A 14,777-nucleotide genomic window follows, 5' to 3' on the forward strand; every position below is an offset into this window, starting at 1 on the left:
TGCGTCAGGTCGGCATCAACCAGCTCTGTTGTTCGGGCTGGAGATTTCTCCTAGGGGGGAGGCGATGCCGGTCGGGCGGTACACACCGTCTGATTCGTCGAGTACGGACTCGGTCAGAGAAATGGCGGCCGGCATGAGAAAGGTCGCCACCAGTGCAGCCAGGCGCTTCTCGTCGGACAGGACGAAGTCGGGGATCTGGCCGGGTGTGGCGAAGAACTGCTCGGCGCGGTCGACGAGACCGGCGATGCGGGATTCGCGGTCAGGAAAGTGCTCGGCAGCGATCTGGCCGGGGCCGTACTCGGTAATGACGGAATAGAGAACGCCAGGCACAGCCCCGGGCTCTGAGCCGGCAGTGTCGCGGTTCCGCTTTGACGTCGTGCCCGCATAGATTTGAACGCCCCATCTATGGCAGAGCTCAGCGATCTCCTTGACGACCAGGTCGGGGTTGTCGCTCCCCTGCGTAGCATGGACGTCCCGCCGTTCGTGGATCAGGGAGGCCCGTTCAGCGGTGATCGTGGTGGTCAGGAGGTCGGAGCCGGTCAGGATTCCGACGCACTGGCTCAGTCGCTTCTCGCGCGTCTCGTAGTGGTCGCGGAAGAGGATCTGGTCGTCGCAGCAGATGATGAGGTCGTAGGTGGCGGGCGGCCTCTCGATCAGTTCGTCGGGCCCAGAGTGTGTGTCGATTGCAGTCAAGGCCGTCTCCTTCGGGCTGCGTCGTGGACGCGGATGGATGAGAGTTGCCGCAGCGGCGGGCGCGTTTGCTGAATGAAGCGCCCGCCCATGCGGTGTGTGTAAGTGAGCGGTCGTCAGACGGCCTGGGCAACCGCGGGCCGGTCGTCTACCGAGCTGGGATCGGGGCCGTCGGCGTCGTCTTCCAGAAGGTCCGGGTCGAGGCCGGCGGCACGCGCGGCCGTCTGGCTGTCGCGCTTGGTCAGCAGGCTGACAATCTGCTCGTAACTGCTCTCGATCGGCGGATTCTTCACCGTGCCGTAGGAGAGGATGTACTCGGTCTTCTTGGCGCGGGTGAACGCGACGTAGAACTCGCGACGGCTCGACTGCGTCATCGCGGTGTTCTCCTTATGCAGGACCACGACGTTGTCGAACTCCATGCCTTTGGCACCGTGGATCGTCGAGACCAGCAGGTCAGCGTCCGACTCGGCGTTCTTCGCCTTGCGGTCGCGATTCTTCTGGTTCACCAGCGACTGGCGCACCGCGTTGTGACGAATCTCGAACGAGAGCAGGTTGTCCCGTAGACGCTCGAAGAAGTCGTCCTGCGTGAGTGCTACCTGCAGGTAGAGCTGTTCCCATCCACGGATGGTGGCGGCGTTCTCCAGCCACCACTTCGACACCATGCCCATCACCGCTGTGGCGACTTTTGAGTTCCCGGCGTTCTTCGTGAGTTTGTCCAGGTTGTCCTTGATGCCCTGGGTCACCACGAAGGAGGCGCTGGGGGGCTGGACCTGGAGGACATCGTTCCAGAAGAACTTGATGTACTTCGAGAAGATGTCTGTCGCGAAGACCTTGTCGCTGACAAGCGAAGCGATGTGCCGTTGCGGGTACGTCTGCTGGAGCGCGGCCTGCATCACAGCCACTTCGCGACGCGAGTAGCCCAGGAAGCAGACCTGCTCTCCACGGGCCAGGCAGCCATCTACGTATCGCGAGATGGTGCTGCTCACGATGCCGCCCAGGTCCTGGGTGACGAACGACGTCAGCTTGGACACGGCACGGTAGTCGAGCAGGACCTTTTCCTGGAACGACTTCGCTGTCGGGACCACGAGTGAATTGGCCTGCAGTTGGATGCCTGCGATCTGATTGGTCTCCAGGTCGCCGAGTACGACGTTGGCGAAGTCCAGGATTTCCTGGTTCGACCGGTAGTTCGTCGTCAGCTTGAACGTCACGAAGACCCCTGAACCCTCCAGCGTGTTGAGCGCTCGGGGGTTCGCCGAGCGGAACTCGTACAGGGTCTGGCTGGCGTCGCCGACGATGAACAGGGACTGGGCATGCTTGGTGATGTACTTCAGCAGGTAGATGAACTCGAAGATCGAGTTGTCCTGCACCTCGTCGATGATCAGGTGCTCGCACTGGACGTGCGCCGGCTCGGTCATCGTGTCGATCCGCTGGTAGCAGATGATGATCTCCAGCTCGAGCGAGGTCTGCTTGATCGTGTCGAGCATGGCGATGACGTCGTCGAAGTGGTTCTCGATGTAGGTGTTCAGCGCCGTGACAGCACCTGTCTTGTTCTGGTCGACCTCGAGCAGGCGCGCCCGGAATCCGGCAGCGAAATTGCTCGTCGGGTAGAAGATGTCGATCGAGTTGATGATCGTGTCGATGCTCGACAGCTCGTGCATCGGGTAATTCAGCTTGTAGATGTCATTGATCATCCGGGCGATGGTCATCGACCCGACAGCAGGGTTCTTCGCGGTGATGTTGTCGGCCGCGGCGTTGGTGAAGCTCAGCACCGTGACGTTGGAAGCGGCCACCCCGCAGCTTTCGAGGTACTTGATGCGCTCGAGGATCACTGTGCTCTTACCTGTGCCGGCGCCGGCCTGCACCATCACGAGCGGTTCGTGCGTGGTGAGCGCGGCGCGCTGCTGAACGGACAGGTGTGGCGGCATGGCTGGGGCGGCTGCCGGGATCGCGATGGATGTCAGCTGCCCCTTCATCCCCTCGAGGTGGGACAGCGTGTGGCTCATCAGCAGGTTGAGGTTCTGCTTGGACAGCGCTGCCGCGGTCTTGTCGCTGAAGGTGGCCTCGATCTTCTGGTGGATCGAGCGGTACGCCTCGAGCGGAACGTTGTAGTTTTCCAGGTAGCGCAGCTGCACGGCCAAAGCGTTGAGTTGCTGGTCCGTGGGCGAGCTGGGAAGGCCGCCGACGTAGGCCAGGACCTCACCAGCGATCGCCTCGGAGTCCCAGATCTCGGCCTGGCGCGTAATGCGCTCGTGGACGTTGAACTCGTTCGTCAGCCAGTCGGCCAGCGTGTCAGGGTTCTGGTGCGTGAGACCGACAGCCCGCAGGGCCCCTGCCACGAAGGCCGCGGCGTTGTCCATTGGGCTGGTGTCCCAGCTCACCAGGACGGTCGCGTCGTGGATGAGGAGGCCAGACGCGGTCGAGGCGATCGGCGCGCGCTCGGGCTCAGTGGTGCCCTTCTTGAAGAAGTACAGCTCCATCCGGTACTGAACGACGAAGTCGCGGCTCATCTTGGGGCCGCCGTTCGCGCCGCCGCCGTTGGCGTCTTCGAACAGCTTCGCTGCCTGCGGGGTCATGTCGAAAGCGAGGTCCCAATCCGCCGAGCCGGTCTCAACGGTGCAGCGGTCCTGGTCGTGTGGGGTGGCAAGCGTGAAGGAGCCGCCGGTCTCGGTGAGTGCCCGGCGCAGTACTGGCGCGAACGGGATGCTCACCACCGTGACGCCGTTCTGGGTGGAGCTGGCCTTGACCTCGATGTGGTCGATGGCAAGCGCGGCGTAGGCGCTGTTGTGCAGAGTGCTGGCCGGGCGCAGCTGGCCGTGCAGCAGGCCCGTCGAGTACTTGCCGTTGCCGGTGAGCTTCGAGGAGAAGAACTTCGGGTCGACTGCCTTGGCCGTCGCGGGCCGGCGTCGTGAGATCGATGTCGTCGAGCAGGAGGGGCATGGCGCACGCTTTCTGGGATCCGGCGAATGATGACTGAGGAGGGATGCCGCATGGCATCGGCGTGCTGTGTGAGAGCAGGACCGATACACGTTCGCTGCACGGACAAGACGAGTCGGCGATGCGCGTCAGGCACGACTCGGACGGCCGCGTTGACACGATTGCGGAGACGAAGACGCTGACCGATTGGTGGACGATCGGACAGCCGGTGGCGGAGTGCCCCGATCTCCCACCCGTCGGGGCCGTCAGGCCCCGAGCACCGCGCGCCGCAGGCAGCGCGCGGTGGATCGCCCCGGGCCCTGCTTCCCGATGCAGACTCCCGGGCTGCTCCCCCCGCAGCGAGGGTCAGGCGCTGAGCGCCGGATCCTCCACGTTGGCGCTTGCCTGCGGCACGAGCGCGACCGGACCGGGAGTCTGGGCAGCGATCAGGGCGTCCTCGATCCAGGCCCTGACAGCACGCGCGGCGGGGCGAGCCCCGTGGCTGGGAACGAAGGTCCGCTTAGAGATGGCAGCCAGTTCATCGTCCGGGATGGCCGTGGGGAGCACTTGGCCGAGCCGAGTATTTGCGCCGAGGATGCGCCGGCGCTGCTGCGCGTAGTTCGCGGTCAGGACCTGGCAGTAGACCTTCTCGTCGATGGGGTTGAACCCGACGACCAGCGAGAAGCGGCCGAGCAGCTCGGCGTCGAAGAACTGCCCCAGCGCGGCGTTCAGACTACGGTTTGAGACTGTCTTCGGTCCGGCGCCGAAGCCGAGCTGGTTGCCATCGAGCCATTCCCTGGCAGCGTTCGTCGTCGCGAAGACGAACGCCTTGGAGAAGTCGATCCGCTTGCCCCGGGCCGTGGTGATGTAGCCCTCGTCGAGCGCTTGCAGGAACAGGCGCTGCACTGCGCGGTCGGCCTTCTCGAATTCATCGAGCAGGATGACCCGGTGCGGGTTCGATTCGAGTGAGTCGAAGGGGAGTTCGGCGTTGGAGTTCGACCCGACGTAGCCCGGCGGCGCTCCGATGATCCGGGACATGGATGACTCGTGATGGAACTCGGTCATATTCAGCACGATCGGCTCCTGACCGGTCAGCTGTTCGGAGACGATCTTCGCCGTTTCGGTCTTGCCGACGCCGGAGGCACCGGCAAACAGCCACGCTACGGGTGCGGTGCGGGGGAAGACACCCAGCTCCTCGCGCGCGATCCGATCGACCAGGGTGCCCAGCACGGAGTCTTGGCCCTGCAGGCGCTCCGTCAGGGCGGAGCTGAGCTGGGTGATGTCGAGGACGTTCTTGATGGTGTTGCCGGTGAGCATGCGCCGGGCGACGTCGAGGACCCGAGTCTCGGTGAGCGGGAAGCGCGGGATCGCCTGTAGTGCTTGAGCGGTGGCGGCGTCGCCGCCCGCAATCGCCGCAGTGATGAGCCTTTTCTGCTCGAGCACGCGGTCGGCCATTGCACGATCCAGCAGTGTGATCGCGCTGTCGGGCCGGTGGGACCCCGCGTGGGAGTTTTCGTCGGCGACACGAACCACGGAGGCCAGTACGTCGTCGGTGACGGTGATCTGCTGTTTGTAGTGGGCCAGCAGGCCGGGCCGGATCTTCTTCAGCACCGCGGCGGTCTCGTCGGGGGTGATCTCGTCGACAACGAGCCGGGAGAAGCGGCGCCTGAACGCGGGGTCGTCGTCGAGTAGCCGGGCCTCCTGCGTGGTGGTAGCGCCGATGACCTGCATGTCGCCGCGCGCCAACGCCGGCTTGAGGATCTGCGCGATCTTCGTGTACGTGCCACCGTCGGATCCGCTGGTGAGCTGATGGATCTCGTCCATGAACAAGATGACCTTGTTCTTGGGGTCCGAGGCGTAGTCGACGATCGATTTGACCTTCTCCTCCAGCGCGCCGACGAAGGCGGACCCGGCGACCAGGTTGAAGATCGGCAGTTCGTAGACCGTGTGGTTCTTGAGCTGGTCGGGGATAAGAACGTCGCCGAGGGCAATGCGGCGGGCGATGTCTTCGACGATCTTGGTCTTGCCGACGCCCGCGGGGCCGACGAGCAGCGCGTTGGATTTGGTCTTGCCGATCAGGACCGAGAGGACCTGCTCGATGAGCCGGTCACGGAACAGCGTGGGCTCCGCGTTCTGGTACCTCTCGTTGTAGTCGACAAGCATCTCCTCGACGGCGTCGGCGTCGTAGGCAGAGCCGCCGCTGTTGCCCGCGGGCACGCCGGAGGACGGGAAGCCTGGTGGTAGCGGGGATCCGCCGGTTCCACTCGGCGAGTTCGCGTCGTCGTCGTCGGGACGACCGGTGAAGTTCTGGAGGCCCATTGATCCTGCTCCTTCGCGGGTGACGGGACATGTACGGGAGCGGCGGTGCCGGCCGAAGCGTGGCTGGCACCGCCGGTAGGGTCGCGACGGCTCAGGCGATCATTCCCAGCAAGCGCTGCGCGATGGCCGGATCGATATGTTTCATGGCCTTCGTGAAGGACTTCGCGCTGCCGACCATGGAGTCCCAATCCATAGCCCCACAGGGCGCGTAGTAGAGGTTGACCGGATGGTCCTCGCGCGTCGACGGCGGTGACCACTCGAAGTCGGTAATGACGAGGCTCAGTCGGCGCGTGCGCACCGCGCTGGCGTTGATGTGTCGCCAGATCTGCAGGTAGTCGGTTCCGCCGTCCACCTTGGGAACCTTCCGGAACTCCCTCCAGATATGCGTGATCGACTTGTTCTCCACCTTGAGCAGCGACTCCTGTGAGAGCACGTGGCTGAACGAATTGAAGTACAGGTTGACGTTGAGCTTCTTCGCGATCCGGATGAGCATCAGGACCGCCTCCTGGTAGTTCGCTTCGGTGATCGACCCGGAGGTGTCCACGTAGACGTGGAGATCGGGCATGTAGCTCACGCTGGTGATCCGGCCGGCTTTGTTGAAGTCGTCGGGGTCGCGGCGGTTCGCCTTGAGGAAGGTGGTCTTCGATTTGCGGAAGATGTTCTGTGACCGGTTGACCTTGCCCATCCGCGTCAGTACCCGGGTGAGCGCCGCGAACAGGTCGACCTTGGAGGGCGGCTGTTTGCGGAAACACCACCCGGGCAGCCCTGCCGGCCGGTTTGCCGACGGGCAGCGCGCTGGCCAGGGCCTTGGCTCGGGCGGTCGCCCGCTGCAGGGTTGTGAGCTTCGACAGGGCCTGGTGCGAAACGACCTTCACCGGCGCGACCAGAGCCTGGTTGATGATCCTCCACTCGGTAGTGACCTTGCCGGCCCGCGCCCGGGCGTGGGCCTCGACGTTCACCATTACCAGTGAACGCGGGCAGAACAGCTCGCCGACGGTGAACGGAAGGACCCCGACGGTGTCGGGCCTTGCTGCGGGCTGCTGAGCTTGGGCTTGGGCTCGCTGCTGCTCGACATAGATCATGAGCATGTGCACGATCACCCGGGCGAACGAGAACTCGTCGTTACCGTCAGCGTCGTTGACGCGCAGCTGCAGCGACTCGGTCAGGCCCTTGAGCGAGAGCGCGGCGAAGTCGCCGAGCAGCCTCACGGTCTGAGCGGGCAGCGCCGTACTCATGGACTGGGTCTGGCCGGTGAGCCAAGCCTTGAAATCATCGAACGCGGCCGCCGACTGGAACCAGAACCCGAGCGTGTCCGGGTGGTATGCGTAGGCCAGTGTCGCGAAGAACTCGTCGGCGCTGGAGCCCGACAAGAGCCCCTTCGCGGCGGGGATCACGTCCTCGCGGGCCGTGTAGATGACTGTGCGGCTCGGGGCGGGCAGCTTGTGCGCCCGACCGGCCTGGGCGGCGAACAACTCGCCCACCGGCAGGGGCGTGCCCTGGTCGTAGCTGACCAGGGTCTGGCCGAGCAGTTCCTTCATGATCTGCTCGGCCGCCGGCTGGACTGTGCCGGTCAGACAGGGCATGAGCAGCTGCTCGATACCCGGACCGATGTCGTTGCCGTGCGCATCCGTGATGCTCGCCGGAGCACCGGGGTTGAGCGGCGCCCGCAGCGGATCCACAATGACGGACCCGATCGCCGACAGCGGATCGTATACGCCCTTGCACGAGATCGTGTGGACCGGGTCAAGCACGGCAGGCTTCTGATTGGTGACGGTGATCGTCATAGCTGCGCATCCCTCCTATCGGGTGTCGGATGACCGGCTCACGGATCAGAGGAACGCCGACAGCAGCGGCTTGAGCGCGTCCGCGAGTGGCGTCCCGCCGTTGAGGAATGCCTCGACGTTCGGCATATCGGCCTGCTGCGCGGAAACCATCTCGAACAGCGTCCGCGTATGGGCGGACTCGATCTGCTGCGTGGCCTGAGCGAGCTGTTCGATCAGCCGGGTGTTGTCCTCGTGCTCCTTGAGCGCGTAGAGCAGCGAGCCGGACTTGTCGGAGTCGGTCAGGTCCGCGATCAGCGCCGCCAGGTCCGTAACCGACTGCGCAGCCTTGAGGTCCACGTAACAGTTGGGCTTCGGGACGACGACCTGGTTGGTCGCCGCCTGGCCGGTGCCGCTGGCCAGGTCCTCGGCGATGACCGAGACGACCTGTACCGCGAATGTCGTGTTGCCCACGTGCGACTCGACGACCTCGTTGAGAACAGTGGTCTCGCGATCCCCGATCGTCGCCGGCATGGCCAGGTAGCGCGACAGCTGTGCGCGGTCGGCCCGGTTCAGCCAGCGCGACAGGTTGTCGATCGTGCGCGGCGTCGTGAGCTGGTTCATCTCCTCGCCGGAGTCGAACAACTCGGCGAACGACGAGGTCGTGGCGTCGTCGTCATCGTCAGGGCCGTCGGCTGCGACGACGCCCGATATGGCCTTCTGGAAGACCAGCGCCGGGAACTGCGTCAGGACCTTCTTCACCCACGGGTTCAGTTCGTCGCCGATGATGCCCATGAACGTCGCAGCCTCGGGCTCGACACGGTAGATCGAGAACCGGGACAGGCTCGCCTCGTCCAGCGTGGTCACGTTGCCCTTGTCGTTGCCGGCCACGATGATGCGGACGTTCTTGGGCAGCTCGACGTGTCCCATGCGGCGCAGCGTGACCAGGGTCAACGCGCCGGAGGTGACGTCAGAGGTCGTGCGGTTGATCTCGTCGAGGAACAGGATCGGCCACTCGCGCGGGTTCGCCTCGGCGTAGTCGATGCAGTCCTGGATGACATGGTGCGGGTAGAAGACCTGCTTATAGGACCCGGCGTCGGTCGGTACGAGGCGCGCACCAGTGAGGTCGGCCTTGTCGGCGAGCTGATTGCACGGCAGCACGAAGGCCTTCGTGTTCATCGAGTAGGCCAGCGCCTCGACCCACGAGGACTTGCCGATTCCGGGCTCGCCCATGAGGGCGGGAACGATGTTCATCTCGAGGTCCTGGCAGATGATCTCGGACAGCGTGTCGTTGAAGCGCATGGTGAGGGTACTTTCTGTGGTCGGGTGACGAGAGGTCAGGCGTCGGACTCCTGCTGCGCGACCATCGCCGCGGCGCGGTCGAGCAGGAACGGACGCCCGTTGCGGCGCTCGTTGTGCTTCGCGCGCGCTGGAATGACCTGCTGGGCAGCCTGGAACAACAGCCAGGCCAGGTCGCTGCTGGAATACCTGCGCCCGAGCGAGATGTGCTCGACCAGATGGTTGAGCATCTGGCGATGCAGCGTCCCAAGGACCGAGAACTCGTAACGGGAACGATCACCATCGAAGTGGTCGAGTGTCTTGAACCGGTGACGGGCCGCGGCCAGGGTCTGCCGGACGATCTGCGGCCCTCCCGGGATGTCCGGGACATCGACCCCGGTGTTCACGTCGATCGCGGACGCTGTAGCGGTCCTGGCGTGTTGCGCCAGGTCTGCATAGACGTCCGCAACGCTCGCGAACGGCGGACATGGCGTGGGCGGGCGGGCCAGGGCCCCCGGTGGCAAAGGACGACGCGTGAAGGTCACCCAGTGGTCGAGCAGGATCTCGTACCAGCCCTGCTCCTCGCGAAGCACTCGTTTGCCGGCGGCGATCGGGAACGCTGCGAAATTGTCAGGCAGTGGTGTCACGAGGTGGAAGCCGCGACCAGACATCGACTCTTCGGCGTAAAGCACGTCGGGCAGCTTGAGCAGCTGCGCGGCGACCGGCGCTGGGCAGTCGGGCTCGATGTCGATGACAATGAGACCGTCGGTCGATGCACGCAGGTAGAAGGCGGTGTTCGTGGCCGTGGGAATCCTGTCGGTGAGCTCGTCGAGGACGACCAGGCACTGCTCGTCGATGGACCAGGCACCACGTAGCCGGTTGTGGTCGAGCAAGGAGCGCAGGTCGATCGGCGCCTTGCGCGTTACCTCCGGATCGTTCGGGTCATCGCCGAGGCGGCCCGAGATCGTCCACCGGGCGGCTCCAGCAAGCGTGCGGATCGCCGGGTTGCCGTAGAACGCGGCAAATCTGATGCGAGGGTCGTCAATTGTCATCGGCGCCTCTCACGCGCGAAAGTCGAACGGTGTCGATGCGCGACCCGATCGGCACGGCGGCAGTAGGGCAACCCGCGGATAGGCCATGCCGATCGGTCGCACATCACCCGCGGTAGGTGATACCGGCGGGCTCGCCTACCGGTGCGGAGTCGCTCCAGGGGTTCGCCGGCCCTCCCTGGGCAGGCGCCGCACCGATCGCCGACCCGGCATCCTTGAACGCGTTGTTCTCCGCCTCCAGACGTGCGACCTTGGCCTCGATGCTCTCCTCCTGCTGCACCGCTGCCGGAGCAGCCGGCGCCGCGGCCTGCGGTCCGGGCGCGTGACCGGGCCCCGCTCCAGCAGTCGTGGCCGGCTGGTACGGACCGGGAGCTGCCGGGCCGGGGAGTGCGAATCCGTTTTCGTCGATGACCGTGCCGGTGCCGTCGTCAACGACTGCGGGGCCGGCCGAGGAGGTGGTCGGCGCTGCGGAAGCCTGCACGTTCTGGGGCGGGGCACCGAAGACGATGCCGCGAGCCGCTAGCTCGGTCGTGTTCGTGTTGCCGACGTAGTAGCGGACAGGCTCGTTGACGATCACCTGGTCCAGCGACAGGCCGCGGTTGCTGTACCCCTTGGGCTTGTACACGCGCAGTACCAGCGTGACGTCGAGGCCTTGGGCAAGTTCCCGGCCGGACGTGTCCGGAACTACCGTGCCGTCTTCGCCTGGTACCGCGATGCCGGGAAGGCTGTTGCCCTTGGAGTCCAGTGAGTAGTTCGCGCCGGTCTCCGGGTGCTTGGTGGAGACGAAGCGGCGCTCGGCGACGTAGCGCTCTTCGGTCGAGGGACTCGCCGGGTCCTTGCAAATCACCTCGGCTTCGGTGATGGTCGCGGTGGTGTGCGGCTTCCCGACGGCAAGTGCCCCACTCTGGACCTTGCGGGCGTCGGACCTCTCCAGTGCGTCGCCGTCGATGAGGCGGGTGAGCCGGGAGAAGGACAGTTTGCCGCGGATGAGGACGAGTTCGCCCTCGCTGAGCTGGTTGGCGGAGACGGAGTAGTTGACCATGGTGGAACGCTCTTCTCTGTATAGATGACTGTTCGGTCACGCGCTTTCGAGACGGGGCGATATGCCCACGCCAGCCACGGAGGAACCGGGCACGGGCCGCGTGGGTCGGAGGGCGGTAGCCGGCCGTAATCCGCGGAGACTCCGTGTCCGCCTCACACCTGTTCTCAATGGCCCGGTGGTCGCACCTGGCCGGACGGCGCGGTCGCAGGGTCGTTACAGCGGCACCCCCGCCATCGCGGCTTTCATTGGGGTCCTCGCCCTGAACGCATTCGAGAATCGCTGAGGCGGCATACGGCCCAAGACAGGTGCTAGAGGCAACTCCTGACTGCAGCGTCGTGCGATCTGCCGGACGCACAAGAGGCCTTGTCAGGTTGCGGACTCGTTGGCCCGTACGCGCCAGCCAGGTTGCCGATCCGGATCAGCGTGGGCACCTTCGCTCCGATTGCTGTTCCGCGACCGGCCGACCCAGACGGTCTAGACCTGGCAGCACGCCGCACCCTCGGAGTGGAAGCTAAGCTCGCGCACGCCGAGCGCGCGGCAGAGCGCGCTGGCGGTCGGCCTGCGCAGCGTGCGCCATCCCGTCCGCGACGAACTGTCGGCACCATTTGAGGGTGCGGTGCTCGAATACCGGCGCCGTGTTCGGAGACAGATACACGCCCCAGACGCCCGCTCGGCGTTCGACACGGAACCCGTCGATCTCCCAGAACCCAGACCCGATGCAGCGTTCTTTCATCGGGCATCCTTCAGTGGCCGAGGAGGGGCAGGCAACGTGCCAAGCAATCTCGGCACACTGAAGCAGGCTCACCTAGCGACCACGCGCCAGCTGATGCCTCGTGGAATTGTGTGTACGTCCCCGGGTGCAGTTCGCGCCATGCCGTACCCCGTGACCGACGTCAGTCGGTCTGCGTGTGCTTTGTGCGCACGCACGTCGTGAACTGTCAGATGCCGGACCGAGCGTGATGCGGCCTCGCTCGGGCCCATCGAAGCCTGCCGTCTCGCCGAGCAGCGGTCTCAGCGGGGCTGGATTGGTCTCGGGGGCAGACACTACGGCTGCGGCATCGGCGAAACGTTCACGGTAGAGAGCCAGAGCCCGGGCGGGGGCTCTGGTGTCGGTTAGGTGGGTTGTAGCGACGGAGACTTCATGCACCACCGGCGCCATCAGGCTCGTCGGATCCGAGAACGAAACCGCGGGCCTCGCCGCTCTGCATGAGGTCGGGCAGGTGTGCCAGTACGACCGCTTTCTGGGTAGCCCGGCGATCGGCCGCGATGTCGTAGTCCCGCACGGCCTCCATGTTGACGACCCACCCGTCCTCGCGGGAAACCGCCTCTTCCAGCTCGGAGCCTGGCGTGACGGGCATGGCGGTGAAGTCGTGGTCGAACTCGGGAGCGACCGCGAGTTTGTCACAGGGCTCGATGATAGGAAGGGTGTCCGCGCTGACCTGGCGGCCTTCGTCGTCGAACGCGGTGAGAAACACGCGGTCGGCCCGTTTGGTGTTGTTGACGTGCACGGCCTCGACAGAGGTGTCGACGATGAAGCTCGTCAGCCGGAGACGCTCGAGTACACGAGCACGAATCTTGTGACACCACATGATGCACTGGGCCTTGTTGAAGCCCTCAAACTCTCCCGCGCCGGATGCCTCGGGTTGCTGCTGGCTCATCGGTGCACCTCCTCTAGGTGCGCAGCCGCGGAAATCGCTGAGACCCGATGCCGCCTCGCCGGCAACCGATCCCCGATATCCATTCCTTGAGCCCGCCATCGGCCCCCCGGGTGTGGAACACCCGCTGACCACCGCCGTTTTGCACGGCAACCACCTCCCATGTCGTTGCAGTTTCGGCCCCCCTCCCTGCTCCCCGAACTGGTCGCTGAACCAGCAACAGCACACTATCGGCTGGTCCCGCACAGCGCGGAGCTCTTTCATGGATCTGTGGATAACTCCGTCGGCCTTGCTTGTGCATCGCTTCCCGACCCCCGTCGAGCTGTTCGATCGCCTCCACGTTGTCCGGATCGACTCCCACGTCGACCCGCCGTCCACGGATCGCGGTCCTGCTGCCCACAACATCCTTGCCTGCCGGGCCACCACTCGGCCCACGTCGCACGAAGCCACATGGAAGACAAGTTCCGGCTCTTTGGATGCCATTGGCAACTAACCTCCAATCCAGTGAACAGGCCGACCATCATTGCCTCCGGCAATAGACCGAATCAAGACCAATCAGTCTCGATTGCAGGAAGCTGCAGTTGCCATACACCTACATGTCAACCCACTTAATTGGGCATGCACACCCGTCAGCACCCGCACATGCACGTGCATCCGCACGGCCATCGACTGGCCACTAGTAATACCGGGCAACGTCGGCCGCTCGCGCCAATGGCATAGATTTGATCAGACTCGCGTTATGTCGCAGCACAAGCACAGAAAGTCACTGATTCTGGAGAATTGTGAAACCGCGAAGTGAAGTGAGATCCCGCTCCGGTCTTGTGCTAATGGCCGTCGAGGCGTCCCGCGTTGGGGAGTCGGACAGTTCGGCCGGCTCCTGAACCGGCCGCGGGCCGCGTCGCTGGATGCGCGTCGGGAGTCACACCCCGCGGATCTGCGCCGCCAGTTTTGCCGATCATCGCGGGCGCCGGCACACCAGGACTGAGGCTCGAACCGGCGCCGGAGGCGCTAGCAGTCGAGGAGCTGGCAGACCGGGCAGTCAGGAGCCTGCGGCGGAGGCGCAATTCGGGCACTGTGACCACACAGGCAACTGGTGGCGGTGCCGTCGGTGACGTGGCGGAATGCGTCCTCGCGGCCCTTGACAATCGCCCGGCCCACTGAATACTCATCAGGTTCGACCCAAGTGATACTTCTGACGCCCTGAGGACGGAGGATGGCAGAAATGGATTTCTTGAGAATTTCCGTTGCTGACGGATCGGCTTCAAGGTCTGCGCCCCCGGCGGAGTGCCCTGGCCCCGTGGAATCCGAGGAACGGCGTGATTTGCCGTCCGGCGAGCCCTCCTGATCTCCGCCGGGTGTAAAGTTCCTCATTTTTCAGCCTTCCCTCTTGCCGTTGGCGAATTTGATTTGCTCGGTTTTGTCATGACCAGATCACGCCTTGAAGGTTCAGGTTGGCGTTGGCACCGTCTTCGAACGGGTTCTGCCGTGCGTTGGACAGGTTGCCTGTGTGCACTGTGACCAGCGGCGCCACCGTGGCAGCATCGGCGTCGGCCAGCACCGCGCCGAGCACCGCGCGGCCGCCGTACCAGCCGAGCCGTGGAGCGTTGGGCTTGCCCTGCCGCCACACCCACAGGTGACGTTGGTTGCTGCCGTCGATCAATCGGGACTCGGCAGGGAAGCATTCCAGGGCCTCGGCCTCTGAGCCGCACAGTTCAGATTTGATGCGCTGGATGTCGCGCCAGCTGATCGGTTCGGGTTGGCGGTCTCGGCGGCGGAACGACAGATGCGCATCATGTGCGCCTTCGAGTCCTGCCCATCGAACAGCGTGGTCGTTGCGGACCGCGACCAGAACGGTGTAACGGCTGTTCTGCCAGACCTGCTCGCCGGTCGGGATGTTCTGGTGCCGGACAAAGGACGTCCATCGTTCCTGCCGGCCGGCCGCCTTGGCAGGATTGCCTGATCTGCTTGCCTTGGGCATCTTAAGTACCTCCTTGTCGGTTCGTGATTGAGTCAGGCTTCGGCTCAGTCGGTCGAACGCCAGCCGTGGCGGCCCGGGTGATGCAGCGGGGGT

At 64.9% G+C, this 14,777-nt stretch carries 11 protein-coding genes; 1 reads left to right on the forward strand and 10 read right to left on the reverse strand.

Going from position 1 to position 14,777, the window contains the following annotated elements; translation table 11 throughout:
* Positions 1-15 precede the first annotated feature (15 nt).
* The 4 genes from F1D05_RS09670 to F1D05_RS38750 form a co-directional block, all read right to left on the reverse strand.
* A complete protein-coding gene (locus F1D05_RS09670; protein ID WP_185446985.1) occupies positions 16-693 on the reverse strand; it encodes a hypothetical protein in 678 nt (225 codons plus the stop codon).
* 113 nt (positions 694-806) lie between these two features.
* Entirely contained in the window at positions 807-3,716 is a 2,910-nt protein-coding gene (locus F1D05_RS09675) for an AAA family ATPase (RefSeq protein WP_206686138.1), read from the reverse strand.
* A gap of 253 nt (positions 3,717-3,969) precedes the next feature.
* The gene (locus F1D05_RS09680; RefSeq protein ID WP_185446987.1) at positions 3,970-5,922 is read right to left on the reverse strand and encodes an AAA family ATPase; all 1,953 of its coding nucleotides are present in this window, start codon (positions 5,920-5,922) and stop codon (positions 3,970-3,972) included.
* 91 nt (positions 5,923-6,013) lie between these two features.
* Positions 6,014-6,607, reverse strand: coding sequence for a hypothetical protein (locus F1D05_RS38750; RefSeq protein WP_206686139.1), 594 nt, complete (start codon positions 6,605-6,607; stop codon positions 6,014-6,016).
* Positions 6,608-6,974: 367 nt separating this feature from the next.
* Here F1D05_RS38750 and F1D05_RS38755 point away from each other — a divergent pair, with 367 nt between their 5' ends.
* Positions 6,975-7,739: a hypothetical protein gene (locus F1D05_RS38755; RefSeq protein WP_206686140.1), complete on the forward strand. Its 765-nt coding sequence runs from the start codon at positions 6,975-6,977 to the stop codon at positions 7,737-7,739.
* A gap of 12 nt (positions 7,740-7,751) precedes the next feature.
* On the opposite strand, the gene F1D05_RS09690 is transcribed toward F1D05_RS38755, so the two are convergent.
* The 6 genes from F1D05_RS09690 to F1D05_RS09715 form a co-directional block, all read right to left on the reverse strand.
* The gene (locus tag F1D05_RS09690) at positions 7,752-8,984 is read right to left on the reverse strand and encodes an AAA family ATPase (protein WP_185446989.1); all 1,233 of its coding nucleotides are present in this window, start codon (positions 8,982-8,984) and stop codon (positions 7,752-7,754) included.
* Positions 8,985-9,019: 35 nt separating this feature from the next.
* Positions 9,020-10,012, reverse strand: a complete 993-nt coding sequence (locus F1D05_RS09695) for a hypothetical protein (RefSeq protein ID WP_185446991.1) — start codon at positions 10,010-10,012, stop codon at positions 9,020-9,022.
* Positions 10,013-10,115: 103 nt separating this feature from the next.
* Positions 10,116-11,051, reverse strand: a complete 936-nt coding sequence (locus F1D05_RS09700; protein ID WP_185446993.1) for a hypothetical protein — start codon at positions 11,049-11,051, stop codon at positions 10,116-10,118.
* 511 nt (positions 11,052-11,562) lie between these two features.
* Positions 11,563-11,784: a hypothetical protein gene (locus F1D05_RS09705; protein ID WP_185446995.1), complete on the reverse strand. Its 222-nt coding sequence runs from the start codon at positions 11,782-11,784 to the stop codon at positions 11,563-11,565.
* Positions 11,785-12,190: 406 nt separating this feature from the next.
* Positions 12,191-12,709, reverse strand: a complete 519-nt coding sequence (locus tag F1D05_RS09710) for a hypothetical protein (RefSeq protein WP_246486564.1) — start codon at positions 12,707-12,709, stop codon at positions 12,191-12,193.
* A 1,417-nt stretch (positions 12,710-14,126) separates the two neighbouring features.
* Positions 14,127-14,684 (reverse strand): DUF7694 domain-containing protein, encoded by a 558-nt coding sequence (locus tag F1D05_RS09715; protein ID WP_185446997.1) that lies wholly within the window; start codon positions 14,682-14,684, stop codon positions 14,127-14,129.
* Between the last annotated feature and the right edge of the window lie 93 nt (positions 14,685-14,777).

Source organism: Kribbella qitaiheensis (assembly GCF_014217565.1).
GTDB classification, from domain to species: Bacteria; Actinomycetota; Actinomycetes; order Propionibacteriales; family Kribbellaceae; genus Kribbella; species Kribbella qitaiheensis_A.

Coding starts and splice junctions, on each gene's coding strand:
- F1D05_RS09710 (WP_246486564.1), bottom strand. CDS start 12,709: ATGAGCCAGCAGCAACCCGAGGCATCCGGCGCGGGAGAGTTTGAGGGC.
- F1D05_RS09690 (WP_185446989.1), bottom strand. CDS start 8,984: ATGCGCTTCAACGACACGCTGTCCGAGATCATCTGCCAGGACCTCGAG.
- F1D05_RS09680 (WP_185446987.1), bottom strand. CDS start 5,922: ATGGGCCTCCAGAACTTCACCGGTCGTCCCGACGACGACGACGCGAAC.
- F1D05_RS09695 (WP_185446991.1), bottom strand. CDS start 10,012: ATGACAATTGACGACCCTCGCATCAGATTTGCCGCGTTCTACGGCAAC.
- F1D05_RS09705 (WP_185446995.1), bottom strand. CDS start 11,784: ATGAAAGAACGCTGCATCGGGTCTGGGTTCTGGGAGATCGACGGGTTC.
- F1D05_RS09700 (WP_185446993.1), bottom strand. CDS start 11,051: ATGGTCAACTACTCCGTCTCCGCCAACCAGCTCAGCGAGGGCGAACTC.
- F1D05_RS09715 (WP_185446997.1), bottom strand. CDS start 14,684: ATGCCCAAGGCAAGCAGATCAGGCAATCCTGCCAAGGCGGCCGGCCGG.
- F1D05_RS38750 (WP_206686139.1), bottom strand. CDS start 6,607: ATGGGCAAGGTCAACCGGTCACAGAACATCTTCCGCAAATCGAAGACC.